This window comes from Oryzobacter telluris (genome assembly GCF_043099285.1).
Taxonomy (GTDB): Bacteria; Actinomycetota; Actinomycetes; order Actinomycetales; family Dermatophilaceae; genus Oryzobacter; species Oryzobacter telluris.
Genome location: NZ_CP170723.1, coordinates 1,901,076 through 1,917,784 on the forward strand (window position 1 = coordinate 1,901,076; position 16,709 = coordinate 1,917,784).

Annotated in this window: 13 protein-coding genes; 4 read left to right on the forward strand and 9 right to left on the reverse strand. The window is 70.6% G+C overall.

From position 1 onward, the window contains the following. Positions 1–159 precede the first annotated feature (159 nt). Entirely contained in the window at positions 160–2,907 is a 2,748-nt protein-coding gene (locus tag ACFLFB_RS08605) for an AAA family ATPase (RefSeq protein ID WP_392545300.1), read from the reverse strand. Between the two features lie 131 nt (positions 2,908–3,038). On the opposite strand from ACFLFB_RS08605, the gene ACFLFB_RS08610 reads away from it, so the two are divergent. Both ACFLFB_RS08610 and ACFLFB_RS08615 read left to right on the forward strand, forming a co-directional pair. Beyond that, positions 3,039–3,671, forward strand: a complete 633-nt coding sequence (locus ACFLFB_RS08610) for a DJ-1/PfpI family protein (protein WP_392545301.1) — start codon at positions 3,039–3,041, stop codon at positions 3,669–3,671. A 168-nt stretch (positions 3,672–3,839) separates the two neighbouring features. Then, on the forward strand, positions 3,840–4,154 hold the full coding sequence (locus ACFLFB_RS08615; RefSeq protein WP_392545302.1) for a VOC family protein: 315 nt from the start codon (positions 3,840–3,842) through the stop codon (positions 4,152–4,154). Positions 4,155–4,862: 708 nt separating this feature from the next. On the opposite strand, the gene ACFLFB_RS08620 is transcribed toward ACFLFB_RS08615, so the two are convergent. From ACFLFB_RS08620 to ACFLFB_RS08635, 4 genes are all read right to left on the reverse strand, one after another. Then, positions 4,863–5,834 (reverse strand): NAD(P)-dependent alcohol dehydrogenase, encoded by a 972-nt coding sequence (locus ACFLFB_RS08620; RefSeq protein WP_392545303.1) that lies wholly within the window; start codon positions 5,832–5,834, stop codon positions 4,863–4,865. A 108-nt stretch (positions 5,835–5,942) separates the two neighbouring features. After that, positions 5,943–7,367 carry an MFS transporter gene (locus tag ACFLFB_RS08625; protein ID WP_392545304.1) on the reverse strand — a complete coding sequence of 475 codons (1,425 nt, stop codon included), beginning with the start codon at positions 7,365–7,367 and terminating at the stop codon, positions 5,943–5,945. Positions 7,368–7,510: 143 nt separating this feature from the next. Then, complete coding sequence (locus ACFLFB_RS08630) at positions 7,511–8,884, reverse strand: DJ-1/PfpI family protein (protein ID WP_392545305.1); 1,374 nt, start codon at positions 8,882–8,884, stop codon at positions 7,511–7,513. Positions 8,885–9,105: 221 nt separating this feature from the next. Next, complete coding sequence (locus ACFLFB_RS08635) at positions 9,106–10,389, reverse strand: alpha/beta fold hydrolase (RefSeq protein WP_392545306.1); 1,284 nt, start codon at positions 10,387–10,389, stop codon at positions 9,106–9,108. Positions 10,390–10,781: 392 nt separating this feature from the next. Here ACFLFB_RS08635 and ACFLFB_RS08640 point away from each other — a divergent pair, with 392 nt between their 5' ends. Then, the gene (locus ACFLFB_RS08640) at positions 10,782–11,552 is read left to right on the forward strand and encodes an HD domain-containing protein (protein ID WP_392545307.1); all 771 of its coding nucleotides are present in this window, start codon (positions 10,782–10,784) and stop codon (positions 11,550–11,552) included. 115 nt (positions 11,553–11,667) lie between these two features. Next, positions 11,668–12,549, forward strand: coding sequence for a type II CAAX prenyl endopeptidase Rce1 family protein (locus ACFLFB_RS08645; protein WP_392545308.1), 882 nt, complete (start codon positions 11,668–11,670; stop codon positions 12,547–12,549). 147 nt (positions 12,550–12,696) lie between these two features. Here ACFLFB_RS08645 and ACFLFB_RS08650 read toward each other — a convergent pair whose 3' ends face one another. From ACFLFB_RS08650 to ACFLFB_RS08665, 4 genes are all read right to left on the reverse strand, one after another. Beyond that, positions 12,697–13,926 (reverse strand): tyrosine-type recombinase/integrase, encoded by a 1,230-nt coding sequence (locus tag ACFLFB_RS08650; RefSeq protein ID WP_392545309.1) that lies wholly within the window; start codon positions 13,924–13,926, stop codon positions 12,697–12,699. A 220-nt stretch (positions 13,927–14,146) separates the two neighbouring features. Then, entirely contained in the window at positions 14,147–15,067 is a 921-nt protein-coding gene (locus ACFLFB_RS08655) for an amino acid ABC transporter permease (protein ID WP_392545310.1), read from the reverse strand. Continuing rightward, on the reverse strand, positions 15,064–15,741 hold the full coding sequence (locus ACFLFB_RS08660; RefSeq protein WP_392545311.1) for an amino acid ABC transporter permease: 678 nt from the start codon (positions 15,739–15,741) through the stop codon (positions 15,064–15,066). The genes ACFLFB_RS08655 and ACFLFB_RS08660 overlap by 4 nt, the downstream gene beginning before the upstream one ends. 83 nt (positions 15,742–15,824) lie before the next feature. Then, entirely contained in the window at positions 15,825–16,667 is an 843-nt protein-coding gene (locus ACFLFB_RS08665) for a glutamate ABC transporter substrate-binding protein (protein WP_392545312.1), read from the reverse strand. Positions 16,668–16,709: the final 42 nt, after the last annotated feature.

Sequence of the window (16,709 nt, forward strand, 5' to 3'; positions counted from 1 at the left end):
GGCGGTCTCGGTGAAGCTCAACTGGGTTACACCGCCGGAGCGGTGCTGGCACCCACCGTCGTCGGATCACCAGGGGTTCGCGCCGGTCATATGGCCGGGTTCCCGGGCAGCCGGCTGCGCACCGATCGTTGGCGCCGGACCAGCAGGACGTTGAAGAGGTCAGCTGAAGTCGAGGTGCGCGAGCTCAGTCCGCGAGCTGACGCCCACCTTGGTGAACACGTTGCGCAGATGGAACGCGACCGTGCGCGGTGACACCCAGCACTGGGCTGCGACGTCCTTGTTCGACAGGCCGGTGCTGACCAGCTGGGCGACCTTGAGCTCCATCGGGGTCAGGGCGAGCAAGGTGGAGGGGTCGCGCTTGCGGGCGGTCTCGCCGGATGCCCGGAGCTCTTGGGTGGCGCGCTCGACCAAGGGTTTCGCGCCAAGGTCGGTGAAGGTGTCCAGCGATGCCCTCAAATGGGTGCGGGCATCCACGCGACGATTGGTGCGGCGCAAGAACTCGCCATAGGCGAGCTGCGTGCGAGCGAGTTCGTAGGGGCGTGACGCATGACGGTAGTGGCCGACCGCACGCTCGAACGCCGCCGTCGCGTCCACATGATCGCGCGACGTCAGGGCACGGCCCAGATCGACGGCGCCGACGGCCCAGTCGTACTTACTCGTGGTCGCGAAAGGGGTCAGCTCGCTCACCCACGCCAGAGCCTGCTCTGTGTTGCCGGCGCGCACGGCCGCCTCGAGCCGATCGACGGCGGCCAGCCGGTGCAGGGCCGGCACCCGCATGCCCGACAGGTAGTGGAGTGCGGCCGTTGCGTCACCGTGCGCGGCGGCGCGGGCCCCCTTGGCCCACCGGGTGACGTCGTGCGCGGGGCCGGTCATGATGCCCAACGAGTACGTGGACGCAACGCGCTCCAAGGCGGCGAGCTGGTGGTCAAAGTCGTCAGTGCCGGTCAGCGCCGCCAGCAAGGTCAACACAGCCAGTGGCGCGGCGGTGAGGGTCGGTTGACCTACGCCGCGCGCCAACCTGAGGGCCTCGTCGGCGGAACTGCGCACCGACGACCATGCGCCAGTGGGAAGTTGGCCGAACATCAGGCGCTCGAGGGCGTAGATGACGACCATGCCGGCACCCGCCTCTCGGGCCGTGGCCACCATGGCGGAGTAGTAGAAGCGGGCTCCCTCGTCGTGACCCAGGTGCAGGGCGGTGTTGCCGAGGTTGCCCATCACGTCCAGGTCCTCAACCTCGCGCCCAGCTTCCAAAGCCAGCGCCAGAGCCTGGGCAGCGCGGCCCCAGTCTTGCTCCGTGGACGCGACGAGGGTGCGCAACAGCAGCCGCAGGCACCGTGTCCGAGGTGTGTCCTGATCGGTCGTGGTCAGCAGATGCGTCAGCTGGGCGTCCCCAAGGGTCGCGCCGCTGTCAGCCCCGTACGTGCGGTTCAGGGCCGCTGCGCACGCCATCTCCAGGGCGCGCCCCGTGTCGTAGGCGGCGACCGTGCGAGCGGCGACCGTGAAGATGCGGTGCGAGTCCACCGCGGAGCCGACATTCACCTCAATGCGTGCGCGGAGCCGGTCGATGTCGGCTCGCTGAAGCGGGTCGACCGTGAGCTCACGTGCTGAGGCGGCCAGCGCACGTGCGCGGACCGCTTGCCCGGCCGCCCACGCAGTGCGCCCGGCCCCGAACAGGCGAGTGGCCCGGTCCTTATCGCCCACCGTCAGTGAGGCCGCCCGTTCGAAGGCGTCGGCCGCAGCGACGTGGCCACCTCGTTGCTCGGCGCGAACCGCGACGTCGGCGAGGGCAAGGGCGACCTGGGCGTCGGGTCCGTCGGCTGCTGCCGCGAGGTGCCACGTCGCACGGTCCGGGTCCTCGGGTTCGAGCGCCTGAGCAAGGGCGCGGTGTGCTTTGCGCTGTTCGAAACTGGTTGCCGCTTGATACACGGCAGACCGGACCAACGGGTGCCGCACTGCCACGGTCTCACCGCTGATGGTCAGCAGGTTTGACCGCTCAGCCTCCACCCACGCGGTGGCGTCGGCACCGAGCGTGGCGGCGGCTTGCCGGACGGTCGCAACCCTCCCGGTGGCGTCGGCCGCCGCGACGAGGAGCAGCGTCTGCACCTCCGGCGACAGCAGACGGCACCGGTCCAGGAACGCGCGTTCCACGCCCGCGGTCAACGTGAGCTGTCGCGGCAGGGGCTCTTCGCCGTGCAACTGGGCCGTGCTCAGCCCGGAGGGCAGCTCCATCAGGGCGAGGGGGTTTCCGCCGGTATCGCGCAGCAGGCGCTCCGCGACCTCAGCCGGAAGCGGATCACCGCCGCGTTCGTCGAGGAGGAGGCGGGCCGCTTCGTCGTCGAGGCCGTGGATCTCGAGGACTGGCAGCCCAGGTGGGGCGAACGGCTGTCGGGTCGTGTCGCCGGTCCGGGCCGCGAAGACCATCGCGACCGGGTCCTCGGACAGCTGGCGAGCCGCGAACAGCAAGGCGTCCGCGGATGCTGAGTCGAGCCAGTGCGCGTCGTCAACCACACACAGCAGCGGCTCGTCGGCTTCGGCTGCGTCGGTCAGTACGGACAGGGTGGCGACGCCTATGAGGAAGGGCTCGACCGTGGGGCCGTCCTCGAGGCCGAACGCGAGGCGGAGGGCGCGCGCCTGAGGGGGAGGGAGCTGGTCGAAGTTGAGGACGGGACGCAGCAGCCGGTGCAGCGCCGCGTATGGCAGCGGTGCCTCCGACTCGACGCCGGCTGTACGAACCACCCGAACCGTGCCGTCGTCACCGACCCTCCGGGAGGTGGTCAGGTCCCGCAACAAGGCGGTCTTGCCGACGCCGGGCTCTCCGAGCATGACCAGGACGGCACCGTTTCCGGAACGTGCCTGGTCCAGCAACGCAGCAAGACGCGCTCGCTCGGGCTCGCGGCCGTGTAGCACCAGCCGACGGTACCGCTCCTCCCGGTCACTCCACAGAGGCATCCCGGCACATTGACCGGGGCGAGCCGTGCACCGACGCGGGCATCGTGGGTCCACGGAATCAACCCCGCACCCGAACCGAAGGACTCCCCATGACCTCGCTCACCGACCCCGTGGCCCCGACCGGGTCCACTGCCACCAAGCACATCGGCATCTTGCTGTTCGACGGCGTCGAGGAGCTCGACGCCATCGGTCCGTGGGAGATCCTGTCGAACTGGACCCTCAGCTACCCGGAGGACGGCTGGACGGTGACCCTCGTCTCCAAGGACGGCCGTCCGGTTCGCGCGGCCAAGGGCATGGTTCTCGGCGCCCACCACTCGTTCGCAGACGTGCCGCCGATGGGCGTGCTGCTCCACCCGGGCGGGCCCGGTGCACGGGCCCTGATGCGCGACGAGGAACACCTCGCCTGGGTCCGCGGACAGCGCGCCACTGTTCCGCTCATGACCAGCGTCTGCAGCGGCGCGCTGGTGTACGCCACCGCCGGTGTGCTGGAAGGGCGGCCCGCGTCCACTCACTGGCAGTCCCTCGAGCTGCTGCACGAGCTCGATCCGTCGATCCAGGTGGACGTGGAGGCCCGCTTCGTCGACGACGGGGACGTCATCACCAGCGCCGGGGTGAGCGCCGGCATCGACATGGCCCTGCACCTGGTCTCCCGGCTCGCCTCTGCCGACAGGGCTCGCGCAGTGCGCCGTGACGTGCAGTACGACCCGCAGCCGCCGATCTGATCACGCATGTCAGGCATCCCGACTTCAGGGGGGATCATCGCGCCGACCCGCAACGAGGACATGGAGCTTCGGAGCGTGCGGTGGGGGCCACGCCGAGTGCCATAACCTGATCGGATGCGAGTACTGGGTATCTGCTTTGCCGGGACGTCCACGACCCAACGCCCCACCATGAGTGCGTTCGTCAGCGGGGTCCTCGGCCTGCCCCCGCGCGCCGTGGACGGCGTCGAAGCGGACCTGTTCGCCCTTCCCGATGGCAGTTCCTTCGCTGTGGCATCACCGGGTGGCATGGGGGACAGTGCCCGTTCGTTGGTGTTCCTCGTAGCCAGCCTGGACGAAGCGATCGCCGAACTGCACGCGGCGGGTGTGGCGACGGATGCCCCCGCCACCAACAGCATGGAGCGGTACGTGCACTTCACGGCGCCGGACGGCCACCTCTACGAGCTGGTGGAGCGAATAACTCCTGCGCTGGGCGAACGACGCTGAGCAGGTTGCCGGAGCCGTTTCAGTCACATCCGGGCAACACAATGCCGTCGACTGCCAGAGCAGCGGCTTGGGTGTGATGTCCAAGCTGGTCGGTCAGTCGTGAATGCCGAACCGTTGCCGGACAGGACCTGCTCGATGGCGACGCCGCGCTCGGCGTACCAGGCCACCGCCCGCTGAAGGACCCCGGAGGCGGTTGCGGCCTTCTCGTCGGTGCAGGTCCCGACGTGGCCAGCGCGGGGGTGCACGTCGATGACGGTGGGCACGAGGGCGACGCGCATGTTCGGCTGCCGTTGGCGGTGCGGCCGGTGCGCAGTGTGCTCCTGGCGGTGGTTCCGGTCGCCCTGCCGAGCTGTCGAGGCGGGCATCTGCAGTCGGTCGGCGATCTGGACCGGCCCGAGCCGGTGGCGCCTCAGGAACCGCACGATCGCCCGGTCCGCCCCGGGCAGCGCTCTCGTCAGGCTTCGCAAGCGGAGGCCTTTACCTGTCAGGCCGACTCACCCCGGTCACGGAGATCGCCCCTCGTTGAGCGAGGGACCTGGTGGCCCACCGGTGCCGTTTCCGTCATCGAGCGGATGGCGAGCCGCGGCCATGACGGCCGGGCGCGCCAAGGGCGAGGACTGAGTCCTCGCGCGCCCGGTGCGCTCGCAAGAACGTACTTCACCCATGCGACGGGGCAGTTTGCATGAGGGCGTCGCCGCCAGCCAGCCATCAGTCCTTGGGAAGGATGACCACCTTGCCGCGAACCTTGCCGGCCTCGAGGAGGCGCATCGCATCCTTGGCCTGGGCCAGCGGGTAGCTTTCCGCGATGGCTGGCGTCAGCCGCCCGGTCTGGAGGTGTTCAGTGAGGACCTGCAGGTCGCTGGCGCGTTCCTTGGCGATGAGCAGGGCGAGTCGCTGACGGACGACCAGCGACATCATTGCTCCGCGCAGCTGCCTGCCCATGCCGGTGATGTTGCCGGTGTTCTCGCTGCCGACGAAGACCACGGTGCCGCGGGGCGTGAGGGCGCGGCGCAGTCGCCGGAGGGAAGAGCCGCCGCCGATGTCCAGGATGAGGTCGTAGTGGCGGGTGCCGTCGGCGAAGTCGTCGTGGTTGTAGTCCAGGACGTGGTCGGCGCCGAGGCTGCGGACGAAGTCGGCCTTGGCGGCGCTGGCGACCCCGGTGACTCGAGCTCCAAGGATCTTGGCGAGCTGGACGGCGTAGCTGCCGACGCCACCAGAGGCTCCGATGATGAGGACCTCCTGGCCGGCCCGGAGCTTGCCGACGTCCCGCAGGGCCTGCAGGGCGGTGCCGGCGGAGATGGGGACCACAGCGGCTTGGGAGAAGGTGAGGTTCTCGGGCTTGTGGGCGAGCTTGTTCTCGGGGCCGACCGCGTACTCGGCGAACGAGCCTGGGGCGACGCCGTATACCTCGTCGCCGGCGGCGAAGCGGGTGACGGCTGAGCCGACCCTCACCACTGAGCCGGCGACGTCTCGTCCGGAGATGGGGTTCTTGGGCCGTCGCAGCCCGGTCACCATCCGCATCGCGTAGGGCTTGCCGGTCATGAGGTGCTCGGTACCACGGTCGAGTCCGGCGGCGTGCACCTTGATGAGCACGTCGTGGTCGCCGGGCTCGGGGACCGCCACGTCGTCGACGCGCAGGACCTCGGAGCTGCCGTACCGGTCTTGGATGACTGCCTTCATGGTGACTTCCTGGTTGAGGAGGGACGTGGTCGCGATGCTGGTTTTCATCGTGTTCCTGTCTTTCACTGGTGGGTATGGCCTACCCGGGTGGTCGGGGTTGGGGTGGGGTCAGTGCCGGGCGCGGGCGATGGTGGAGCCGAGGGCAGCGGTCGCGAGGGCCACGGCGGCTGCGGCGGTGAACGCGGCAGCGAAGCCGGACGCACCGAGGGTGTGACCGAGGGAACCGCCGACGGAGATGGCGATGGCGGTGAAGGTGGCGGTGCCGAGGGCCGCGCCCACCTGGGTGGCTGACCCGGCGAGGCCGGAGGCGAGACCGGTGTGAGTGTTGGGCACTGCGTCGGCGATGACCATGGTCGTCGGGGTGAAGCTCAGGGCCACTCCGACGGCGACGAGCAGCAGCCCGGGCAGGACGGCGGTGAGGTAGCCGCTCGTGGTGGGTGCGTTGGCGAGCCACAGGTGGCCTGCGGCAAGGACGACGAGCCCGACGACCATGCTGCGCTGCGGTCCAAGGGCGCGCACGATGCGTGGCAGAAGGATCAGGGAGAACGCGAACCCGGTCAGGGAGGTGGGGACCATGGCCAGGCCCGCCTGCGCTGGCGCCATGGTGAGGGCCTGCTGCAGGTAGAGCGCGACGAGCACGAAGGTCGATGCGCGGGCAGCGCCGCCCAGCACGGCGAGGCCGACGCCGGTGGTCAGGGTGCGGGAGCGGAACACGTCGAGCGGCAGCAGCGGGTCGGCGGTGCGGCGCTCGATGTTGATGAACACGGCGGCGAGGGTGGCGGCAGCGGCCAGGGCGGCGATGACGGTCGGCGACGCCCACCCGTGGTCGGCGACGTCGAGCGCGCCGTGGACGAGGGCGACGACGGCGCCGGTGATGGTGGCGGCGCCAGGCCAGTCGAACCGGCGCCGGGTACCCCCGCGGGTGCCTTCGGGCAGGAGGCGTCCGGCAAGGGCGACGGCAGCCACCGAGACGGGGACGGTGACCACGAAGACAGAGGCCCAGCCGAACGCGCCGACGAGCAGGCCGCCGGTCATCACGCCGGCTGCGCCGCCGAGCGCTGACGCGGCGCCCCAGATGCTCATGGCGCGGGCTCGCGCCTGGCCGCCGAACGTGAGCAGGAGCAGGGACATGGCAGCGGGGCTGAGGGCGGCGGCGCCGACGCCCTGGACGACCCGGCCACCAATGAGCTGGGGTGCGCTGGAGGCGGATGCCGCGAGGAGGGTGCCGGCGGCGAAGAGGATGGAGCCGCCCACGAACAGGCGTCGGCTGCCGAACAGGTCCGCGGCGCGACCGGCCAGGAGCAAGAGCCCACCGAAGGACAGGACGTAGGCGTTGACGACCCAGGTGATGGCGGTGGGCCGCAGGTCGAGGTCTGTCTGGATGGATGGCAGTGCCACGTTGACGATGGACGTGTCCAGCATGACCACGAACTGCGCGGACACGAGCAGGACCAGGGCGGCCCAGCGGCCACCGGCGGTGCGTGCCGTTCCGGTGGTGCCGCTGCCGGTGGTGGCGGTGAGGGTGGTCGTCATGGCGGGTTCCTTCGCTGGTGCTGGTGTCTGCGTCTTCCACGGTCGTCGAGTGGCCGGTTGCTCGCCCCGGCGCAATGGCCGGGATTGGCCGGGGTGGAGGGCTGGCGGTTTCCGGGGTGCGCCCGTGGGGTCGCTGACGGAGGTCAGCTGTCGGCTGGGACGGACCTGAGGGTGCGGCGAGCCCGGCGGAGCAAGGTCGGGACGGCTGCTGCCGTCGCGCTCAGAGCCAGACCGAGTGCGAGGAGGACGGGTACGCGGGGACCCGGAGCACCGTCAAGGGGCAGCTGTGAGGTCGGGTAGTCGATCAACTTCGCGGCGGACACGGCGGTCGTGTGCCCGGCGCGGGATGCGAGGTACTGCAGGGCTCCGTCGAACCCGGGAGCAGTGACGTGGACGGCGTCGACGGGCAGGTGCCGCTCAGCACCCCACTCGTGAACACGTGGGTCCAGGCCCGCCGTCCCGGCCGGCCCGGGCACTGCGAGCCGGGTGGGCGTCGGGGTGTCGGTGAGAGTGTTCGTTCGCACGACCAACCCGTGCCTGGTGGTGATGGTGCCGCTGACGCTGATGGGGACCGCGCGGGCGGCATATGACACGTCGTACACCTCGAAGATGCTGGCCAGGTCGATTTCGCCCACACCGTCGTTCAGCGCCACGCCGACGATGGGGCGCCCCCACGGGAGGACCGCGTTGAGGGCGACGGGCACGTCTCGCGTGGAGAAGGATTGGACGGGGATGTCGGTGGGTTCGCTGACGGACCAGTTCGGGTAGCCGACGCGCCGTCCGACGCGGGTGGCTTCGTCAGGGCCGGCCAGGTCGGTCATGACGCGCAAGGCCCCTGGGATGCCGGAGGTGACGCCTGCGGTGGTGGTGATGGGGCCGTCCTGGACGAAGCGTCGGCCCCGCACCCATGTCACGTTCGGGTGCGCCGCGGTGAGCTGGGTGATGCGGGACCAGTGGCTGGTGGCGGTACGGCCGTCGAGCAGCCCGGTCTCGGCCAGGACGCCGGAGCCGTAGCAGACGCCCAGGATGTGCGCACCGCCCTGTGCCTGGTCGGTGACCCAGGCGCGCAGGGGCGCCTCTTGGGTGCTGCCGGGCTCGTTCACGGCAGGGACGACGACGACGTCGGGCCGTGGGGCGCGGCCGGTCGCGGTGTCGGAGAACGTGTACACCGGAACGATGTCAGGGCCGCCCTGTGTGGGGGCCGGGCCGGGTGTCGCGGCGATCGTGTACACGACGAACCGGGGCGAGGATGCAAATACCTCGTAAGGGGCGAGGGCGTCGCTGCCGACGGTGCCAGTGGCGCCGAGGGCCACGGCCACCACGAACTGGTCCTCGGAGGCGGGCCGCACCTGCGGTGCCTGGGGGGTCGGGGCTCCTGCGGAGCGGTGGGTCGTGGCTGGAGCGTCGGCGGCAGCCAGCGAGGTGCGGGCGCCGGCGACGCCCAGGCCAACCAGGGTCAGCAGGGCGAGTGCGGCGGCGGAGGCCACGGACAGGGTGCGGCGAGCGAGGAGTCGCATGACGGTTCATCCATTCGTGCGCGGGGTCCGCAGGCCCAGGAGGCGGTGCGGGGCTGGAGGTGGGGCCGGAGCGGCCCGCCTCGGGAGGCGGGCCGCTCCCCGGGGCCGCTGGCGCCGGTTCAGGGGTCTCGGCGTCGCGGGCCTCGGCGGTCACCTGGAGGGGGTGAGATGACCGGGAGTGGAGGCTTCGAGGCAGGTCTCGAAGGGCGTGGCGATGCTGGTCAGCGCGCGTTGACGGAGCCGTGGGTGCGCGTGGCGGTGATGACGTCGGTGACGGCGGTTACGGACTGAGCGGCACCGACCGGGTCGTGGAGGAACCCGACGTGGTCCATCTCGGCCACGGTGTGCCGGCTGTTGGTGGACAGTGCGGCCATCTGGTCCTGAGCTGTGGCCCACCCGGGCTTGGAGTCGACGTTGGCCTTGGCGGTGAGGACGACGAGCGGTCGGTCTCCCAGGCTCGTCATGGCCTGCGACTGAGCGAACGCCGTGGGCAGCTCGACCTGCTCGGCGCGCTCGCCCGCCCAGCCGTGGGGGCTGTTCGCGAACGCTGCCGCCTGCTGGCCGGCGTTCCCGGGCAGGTCCGGGACGCCCATGGCCTGCATCAGGAGGCCGACACCGAAACGGAACAGGGTCGGCACGGCCGCGAGGCCCCGGCGCATGACCTGGTACTCGCCGTTGAACGTCGTGACGACCTCGGCCTGGTTCGGGCTGGCGCTGTCGAGCAGGACGAGCCCGGCCACCTGGGAGGGGTACAGGTGGGTGTAGGTCAGGGCGTGGACCCCGCCGGAGGAGTGTCCGACGAGGACGAACGGGCCGCGCTCACCGGCGCCGGCGAGGAGCTCGTGCAGGTCGGTGGCGGCAGTGGTCGCGTCGCTCGGGTTCGACGAGTCCTCGCTCCAGCCCTGGCCCGCGCGGTCGTACGCGCACACGCGGGTGTTGTCGCCGACAGGCGGAAGGACGCGCGCCCACTGCGGCGACGTCTCTCCGAGCCCGTTGAGCAGGACGACGGTGGGGGCGCCGGTGCCGACGCAGTGCAGGTGCAGGCGGTACCCGCCCACGTCGACGAGCCGACCCGGCGCAGGACCCGCAGCGGTCAGGGGGTCACCGACGGCGACCTGGGCGGTGCCACCAACCCCGGCAGCGACCATGAGGGCGGCGACCGGGTAGACCATGAACCGCGCCGTGCGCCGCGGCAGGTCACGACGAGTGCGCCAACCGGTCCACAGGCCGAGCGCGACGAGCGCGGGCGCCCACACCCACGGCAGGCGGCTCATCGCGGGCTCACCGGGGTTGAGCAGCGCCATGCCGGAGCCGCTGACGGCGAGAGCTGCGGCGGGGACGTACGCCCACGTCTGTGGACGGTTGGTGTACCGGGTGGTGAGCGAGGCGAACAGGGCCCAACCGCCGGCGAACGCGAGGAGCGCCCCGCCGACGACTCTGGCCTCCGACGTCGACGGCAGCACGAGGAACGTGATGACGGCGCCCGCGAGGGCGCCAGCGGACATGGAGGCGAGGGTGATGCGGGCGAACGGGCCCGTCGGCGGTGCGGCCGTGCGGGTCGAGGCCGGCGTCGTGGTGGCTGTGGAGGTGCGCATGATGGTCTTCCGGTTTCTGGCCTTCCGGGGCGGTCGGCCACACGCACCACGGTCGCGGTGGACGCTGGTCGCTCGCCCCGGTCACATGGCCGGGATTGCGCGCCCCGTCGTCGGGCGCCACCGACACCAAGGCGGGGACACCCTGCCTTCATCCGGCGACTGCTCCCGCTCGGGTCGGCGCACAGGAGTGGGTCTGTCCACGGACGCGAACCCGGCCACTTGACCGGGGCGAGCCCGCGCTCCCGGGGGCACAGTCGCAGTCTGACAGCGATATTGCGGGCCCGCCCCGGGCCGGATGAGAGATGACCATGAACGTCGAACCGACACTGGGAACCATCGACTGGAGTCGCCGCACCGGCGGACGACTGGAGGGGGTGCAGCGACGAGGGCTGCTGTCCGACGTCGTACGAGTGCATGCGGTCAACGCTGTCGGGCGGGTGCGCCTGGCACTGCACCTCCACCCGGGACGCAACGCTCACCTTCCGCCGTCCCGCCTGCTTGCGCCGGACTCGGCGCTGACCCGAGCGGCGACCCACGCCGCCACCCGCGTCCTCCCATCGGTTCTGCTGGGGCACAGCCATCGCACGTACACATTCGGGCGCGCGCTCGGCGAGATCGAGGGCATCGACGTCGACAGCGAGCTGCTGTACGCGGCCGCGCTGCTGCACGACACGGGTCTGGTCCTCGCCACGGGTACCGACGACTTCACCCTGGCGTCCGCTCGGGTGGCCTGGGACGTCGCCGAGGAGGTCGGCCTGTCCACGGCAGCCACCGAGACGCTGCAAACGGCCATCACCATGCACCACAGCCCCCGCGTCACTCCTGACGCAGGCCCCGTTGCGTACCTGCTGGCGGCTGGCGCCGGGGTCGACGTGGTGGGTCTGCGGTCCTGGGACCTGCCCACCAGCGTCCTCGAGAGTGCAGTGACCGACCACCCGCGTGATGGGTTCAAGAAGTACTTCGCCCGGGCGTGGGCGGATGAGGCAGCCCGGGTGCCGGAAGGCCGCGCCCGCCTGCTGCGCCAGTACGGGGCCTTCACCACCGCCATCAGGTTGGCTCCGTTCGACGAGTGACCGGACCCGTTGAACCTGACCGGATCCCGGCCGTTGTGCCGGGGTGAGCGGTTCGGCGGACGAGCAGGGTTGGAACACGAGATCGGACAACTCAGCTTTCGCATCCTGAACGGAGATGACGGACATGACCCCCTTTGGCAGCGCGCAAACCGCGACCACGACGGACACCACGCGTCGGCAGGGCGGTGACACCTCCCGCCGGAGGCGGCTGGTCGAAGCCGTGGCCTTTGTGGCGGTGTGGATGACCATCGGCTACCTGTTCCGGCTGAGTGCCAACGGGTATCTCCTGCTGGGGGTGCCGCTCACCGCGGCCTTCCAGCTTCTGGTGCGCCGCCGCCCGCTGCGTGAGCTGTACGCGGGTGGCACCAGCCGGTTCGCCCTGAGCCGTCGTGGCGTCGTCATGGCCATCGTGCTGGCCATCGTCCCGACGTACTACGCGGTCCAGGCGGCAGCCACGGGCGACTGGACCCTGTTCGCGTGGAACATGGCCGCTGTCGCCGGCGCGGTTGCGGCGGCCTTCTCGCTGCGCGCCGGCACCGTCCTCGGCGCGCTGCGCTCGGCGGCCGTGCCGATCGCCATCGGGGCGAGCGGATTCGCGATCGTCTTCTTCATCGTGCACGTGGTGACCGGGACCCCGCTGCCGGTTCTGGCGGCCTTGGGCGCGTTGGCCAAGTACACCGCGTTGTACTTCCCCGCCACGTTCCTCCTCGAGGAGGTCGCGTTCCGTGGAGCGCTGGATGCGCACGTGCATCACGACGGCGACTCACGTGGCTGGCAGTCTGCGGTCTTCGTCTCGGCGCTGTGGGGTCTGTGGCACCTGCCCGTCTCGTCCTTGAACCTCCCCCTGCCGCTGGTGGTCGCCGAGCTGGTGGTCGTCCATGTCCTGCTCGGGGTGCCGCTGTCGTTCGCCTGGCGGGGCAGCCGGAACCTGGCCGGACCGGCTCTGGCGCACGCCGTCAACGACGCCGTCCGCAACGCCGTCATGATCGGGCTGTAGGGCGCGGCGGGCTCGGGGTCGTATTGGTCGGGCGTGCGGTGTCCGCGATCCCGGTCGACGCCTGCCTACTACCGGGCAGGGCCTTCCACGGTGCGGTGCGAGGCGTCGGTCGACAACGCGGCCATGTGGTCCTGCGTGGTGACCCCGTTAGCCTGCCGTCCCGAAGTCGACTGATGCGAACGCGGCGGCGGTGAGGTCGTCCATGCGACTTTGGGTCGCTCGCACGTAGCGTTCGGCTGCTTGCGTTGAGCTGTCGCCAAGGAACATTTTCACCTCGTCGATGTGGGCGCCTCGCTGGGCCATGCGAGTGGCGCCCGTCGCCCGCAGGTCGTGGAAGTTGATGGGCCGACCGACGGCGTCGCGGACGTCGAGCCAGCCTCCGGAGGCCTTCCGGAATCGGGTCTCGGACAGCCAACCACCGTCTGGGGCGGGGAAGAGGAGGCCGTCCCTGCCGGTGACGTAGGTGTGGAGATGTTCGGTCAGGACGTCGACGACAGGCGCCGGCACGCGTTGGTCGCGTTCGCCGGCAGAGCTCTTCGGCCCTTTCTCGTAGCGACGTCCGCCGGTCCCCGTGCCCACGGCGCGGGTGACCCGCACGACAGGGGGGCTCGCCTTCAGATCGATGTCGGACCGTCGCAGCGCGATGATCTCCCCGAAGCGCAGTCCGCATCCCAGGGCGAGCGCCACCATGGCCCGCCACTCGGCGCGGATGGTCGACATGATCACCTGGAGGTCACGGTCGTCGATTACTTCGGTGCGGGCACGTGAACGGGAGCCAATGGAGCCGGCACCGTCGATCTTGAAGGGGTTGACTGCTCCCGCGAGCACGCCGTCGGCGGCGGTTGCCGTACGCATGATGGCGGAGCCGAGGGCGTAGCACTCCCGGGTGGTCTTGGCCTTGTCATGGGGGAGGACGTCCTCGTACCAACGCAGGATGGTGGTCGGGGTGACTTCGTCCAGAGGGAGGTCGCCGAGGGTCGGTAGCAGGTACTTGTCGAGCCAGAGCCGGTAGGCGCGGCGCGTGGACTCCTGCAAGGGGCCGTGCCTAGTGCGGCGGGTCCGAAGCCAGACGGCGGAGAACTCGGCGAAGGTGAGGGTGGTTGCGCGTTCGGTCTGTGCGCGCTCGGCCGCAGAGCGCTCTGCGAGGGTGGACCAGGCCGCGCCCTCGGCCAGGAGGCGTCGTTCCTCGTCACGCAGCCAGTCGCCTGCAGCCTCCTTGCCGTACGTCGTCGCCTCGAACGTATGGGGCGCCGTGACAGTCTGCCCGCCGCGACCGGAGGGGTGACCAAGTGGGACGGTGAAGCGTGCCTGCCACCGTCCCGAGCGCATCCGGGTGAGCTGCCCGAAGCGGCGACGGGGCGATTTTGCATCGGCCATGCATCGGATCGTACGGCGATTCGAGGCCATTGTCGTCACTTCTTGGCCGGTTGGAACTGCGGGGGAAGCGGTCGTTTGTGCAGGTCAGAGGCCATGTCTGACCTCGCCTGTCCACGAGAGTCCAACAAATCGAGACGTTGGTTCGAGTCCAACCGGGGGAGCACCCCACGAGGAAGGGCCCGGACCACACGGTCCGGGCCCTTCCTCGTGCGCCGGTGCCCTACCGGTGCGAGTCCGCCGACGCACCGACCCCGGCGTCGACCGCCGCGGCACCGGTACCCGGACCACCCGGCATCACGGCCGCCGCCGCAGCACCCCCGGCAGCGCGCCCGCGCCGGTTGATGCGCCGCTCCACCCGTCCCGCGAGGACGGTGAGGCCGTAGTTGATGAGGATGAACAGCACGGCCGCGAGGACGTACGCCGGGATGACGTTGCCGTACGCGGTGCCGAGGTCGCGCGCCTGCTGGAGCAGCTCGGGATAGGTGATCGCCGTGCCGAGAGCACTGTCCTTGAGGATGACGACGAGCTGGCCCACCAGCGCCGGCAGCATCGCCGTGAGCGCCTGCGGGAGCTGGATGGAGCGCAGCGTCTGGGTGGGCGTCAGGCCCACCGACAGCCCGGCCTCGGCCTGCCCCTTGGGCAGCTGGTGCACGCCCGAGCGGACGAGCTCGGCGATGACCGAGCCGTTGTAGAGCGTCAGCCCGGTGACGACGGCGTAGAACGAGTTGAAGTTGACGCCGAACAGGTTGTTGACGGTGTACAGGCGGAAGGCGAAGTACATCATCAGGAGCACGGGCACGGCCCGGAAGAACTCGACGACGGCGCCGCACACCCACCGCACGGGCGCGATCGAGGACAGCCGACCCATGCCGAAGACGAGCCCGAACACGACGGCCAGCACGATGGACACCACGGCGGCCTGCAGCGTCTTGAGGATGCCGGGGACGACGTACTCGGTCCACACGTCGGGCTGCAGCAGCGCGGTCCACAGGGAGGCCTTGAGCTGGCCGGCCTCGCCGAGCTTCCACAGGATGCCGCCGACGACCGCCACGGCGAGCAGGATCCCGACCCCCGTGAGGAGGCGGTGCCGGGCCCGGGCGCGCGGCCCGGGGGCGTCGAAGAGGATGGAGGTGGCGCTCATCGCCGCACCGCCAGGCGTCGCGACAGGGTCGTGAACAGCAGGCCGACCGGCAGGGTGAGGACGACGAAGCCGAGGGCGAAGACGAGGAAGACCAGGGTGCTCGCGGTCTCGTTCTCGATGATGACCTTCATGAGGTTCGAGGCCTCCGCGACGCCGATGACCGACGCGACCGTCGTGTTCTTGGTCAGGGCGATGAGCACCGAGCCGAGCGGGGCGATGGCGCCGCGGAACGCCTGCGGGAGGATCACCTCGCGCAGCGACTGGCCGAAGGTGAGGCCGATGGCGCGGGCCGCCTCGGCCTGCCCGGCCGGCACGGTGTTGACGCCCGAGCGCAGCGCCTCGCAGACGAACGCCGCGTGGTAGACCGCCAGCCCGACGATGGCCCAGCGGATCCCGTTGTCGATGACGTAGGTGGGGGAGTCCTTCGACACCAGGCTCAGCTGCACGATGTAGAGCAGCCCGAGGATGGTGAACACGAGGATCAGGGTCAGCGGGGTGTTGCGGACGACGTTGACGTACAGCGCGCCCATCGAGCGCAGCACGCCCACCGGGGAGACCCGCATGACGGCCAGCACCGTGCCGAGCACGAGCGAGCCGACGGCGGCGAAGACGGTGAGGTAGATCGTCATCCCGAACGCGGCGAGGATGTCGTACTTGTCGAGGATCTCACCCATGGGGACCCCTTCCGGTGGAGGCGGTCACGGTCGTGTGCCGCCCGTCGCGAGGACGGGCGGCACACGCCGTGGCACGCGGTGCGTCAGGAGCAGGCGTCCGGGGTGGGCGGGTTGCCCGCGCCCGGCTTGTACTTGGCCGGCCCGAGGTTGGCGTCGATGGCCTTCTGCCAGGACCCGTCCTCGATCATCTTCTTGATGGCGGCGTTGACCTTCTCGCACAGGGCGGTGTCGCCCTTCTTCAGGCCGACGCCGTAGCGCTCCTGCGAGAACGGCTGGCCGACGACCTTGAACTTGCCCGCGTACTCCGCCTGGGCGGCGAGGCCGGCGAGGATGGTGTCGTCGGTGGTCAGGGCGTCGAGGGTGCCGTTGGCCAGGGCCGGGAGGCACTCGGAGTAGCCCGAGAGCTCCTGCAGCTGAACGCCGGGGTGGTCGTCCTTGACGTTCTGCGCCGAGGTCGAGCCGGTGACCGAGCACAGCTTCTTGCCGTCGAGCGAGTCGGGGCCGGTGATCGAGGTGTCGTCGGAGCGGACGAGAAGGTCCTGGCCGGCGACGAAGTACGGGCCGCCGAAGGAGACCTTCTCCTTGCGCTTGTCGGTGATCGAGTAGGTGGCGAAGACGAGGTTCACCTGGCCGGTCTCGATGAGCGTCTCGCGCTGGGCGCTGGGCGCCTGCACCCAGGTGATGTCGGCGGCCTCGGTGCCGAGCTCCTTGGCGACGTAGGTCGCGACGGCGACGTCGAAGCCGCTGTACTCGGTGCCCTTCTTCAGGCCCAGACCCGGCTGGTCGAACTTGATGCCGATCTTCAGGCCGCTGCCGCCGTCGGATCCGCCGTCGGTTCCGGTGGTGCCGGCGTCGGACCCGCAGGCCGCGAGACCGAGGGCGAGGAGCGCGGAGACCGCGACCGCCCCCATCCGTCGAGTCGTCATGTGTACTTTCCTCCCTGTCGGGCCGCTGGGCCGGGTGCCCGG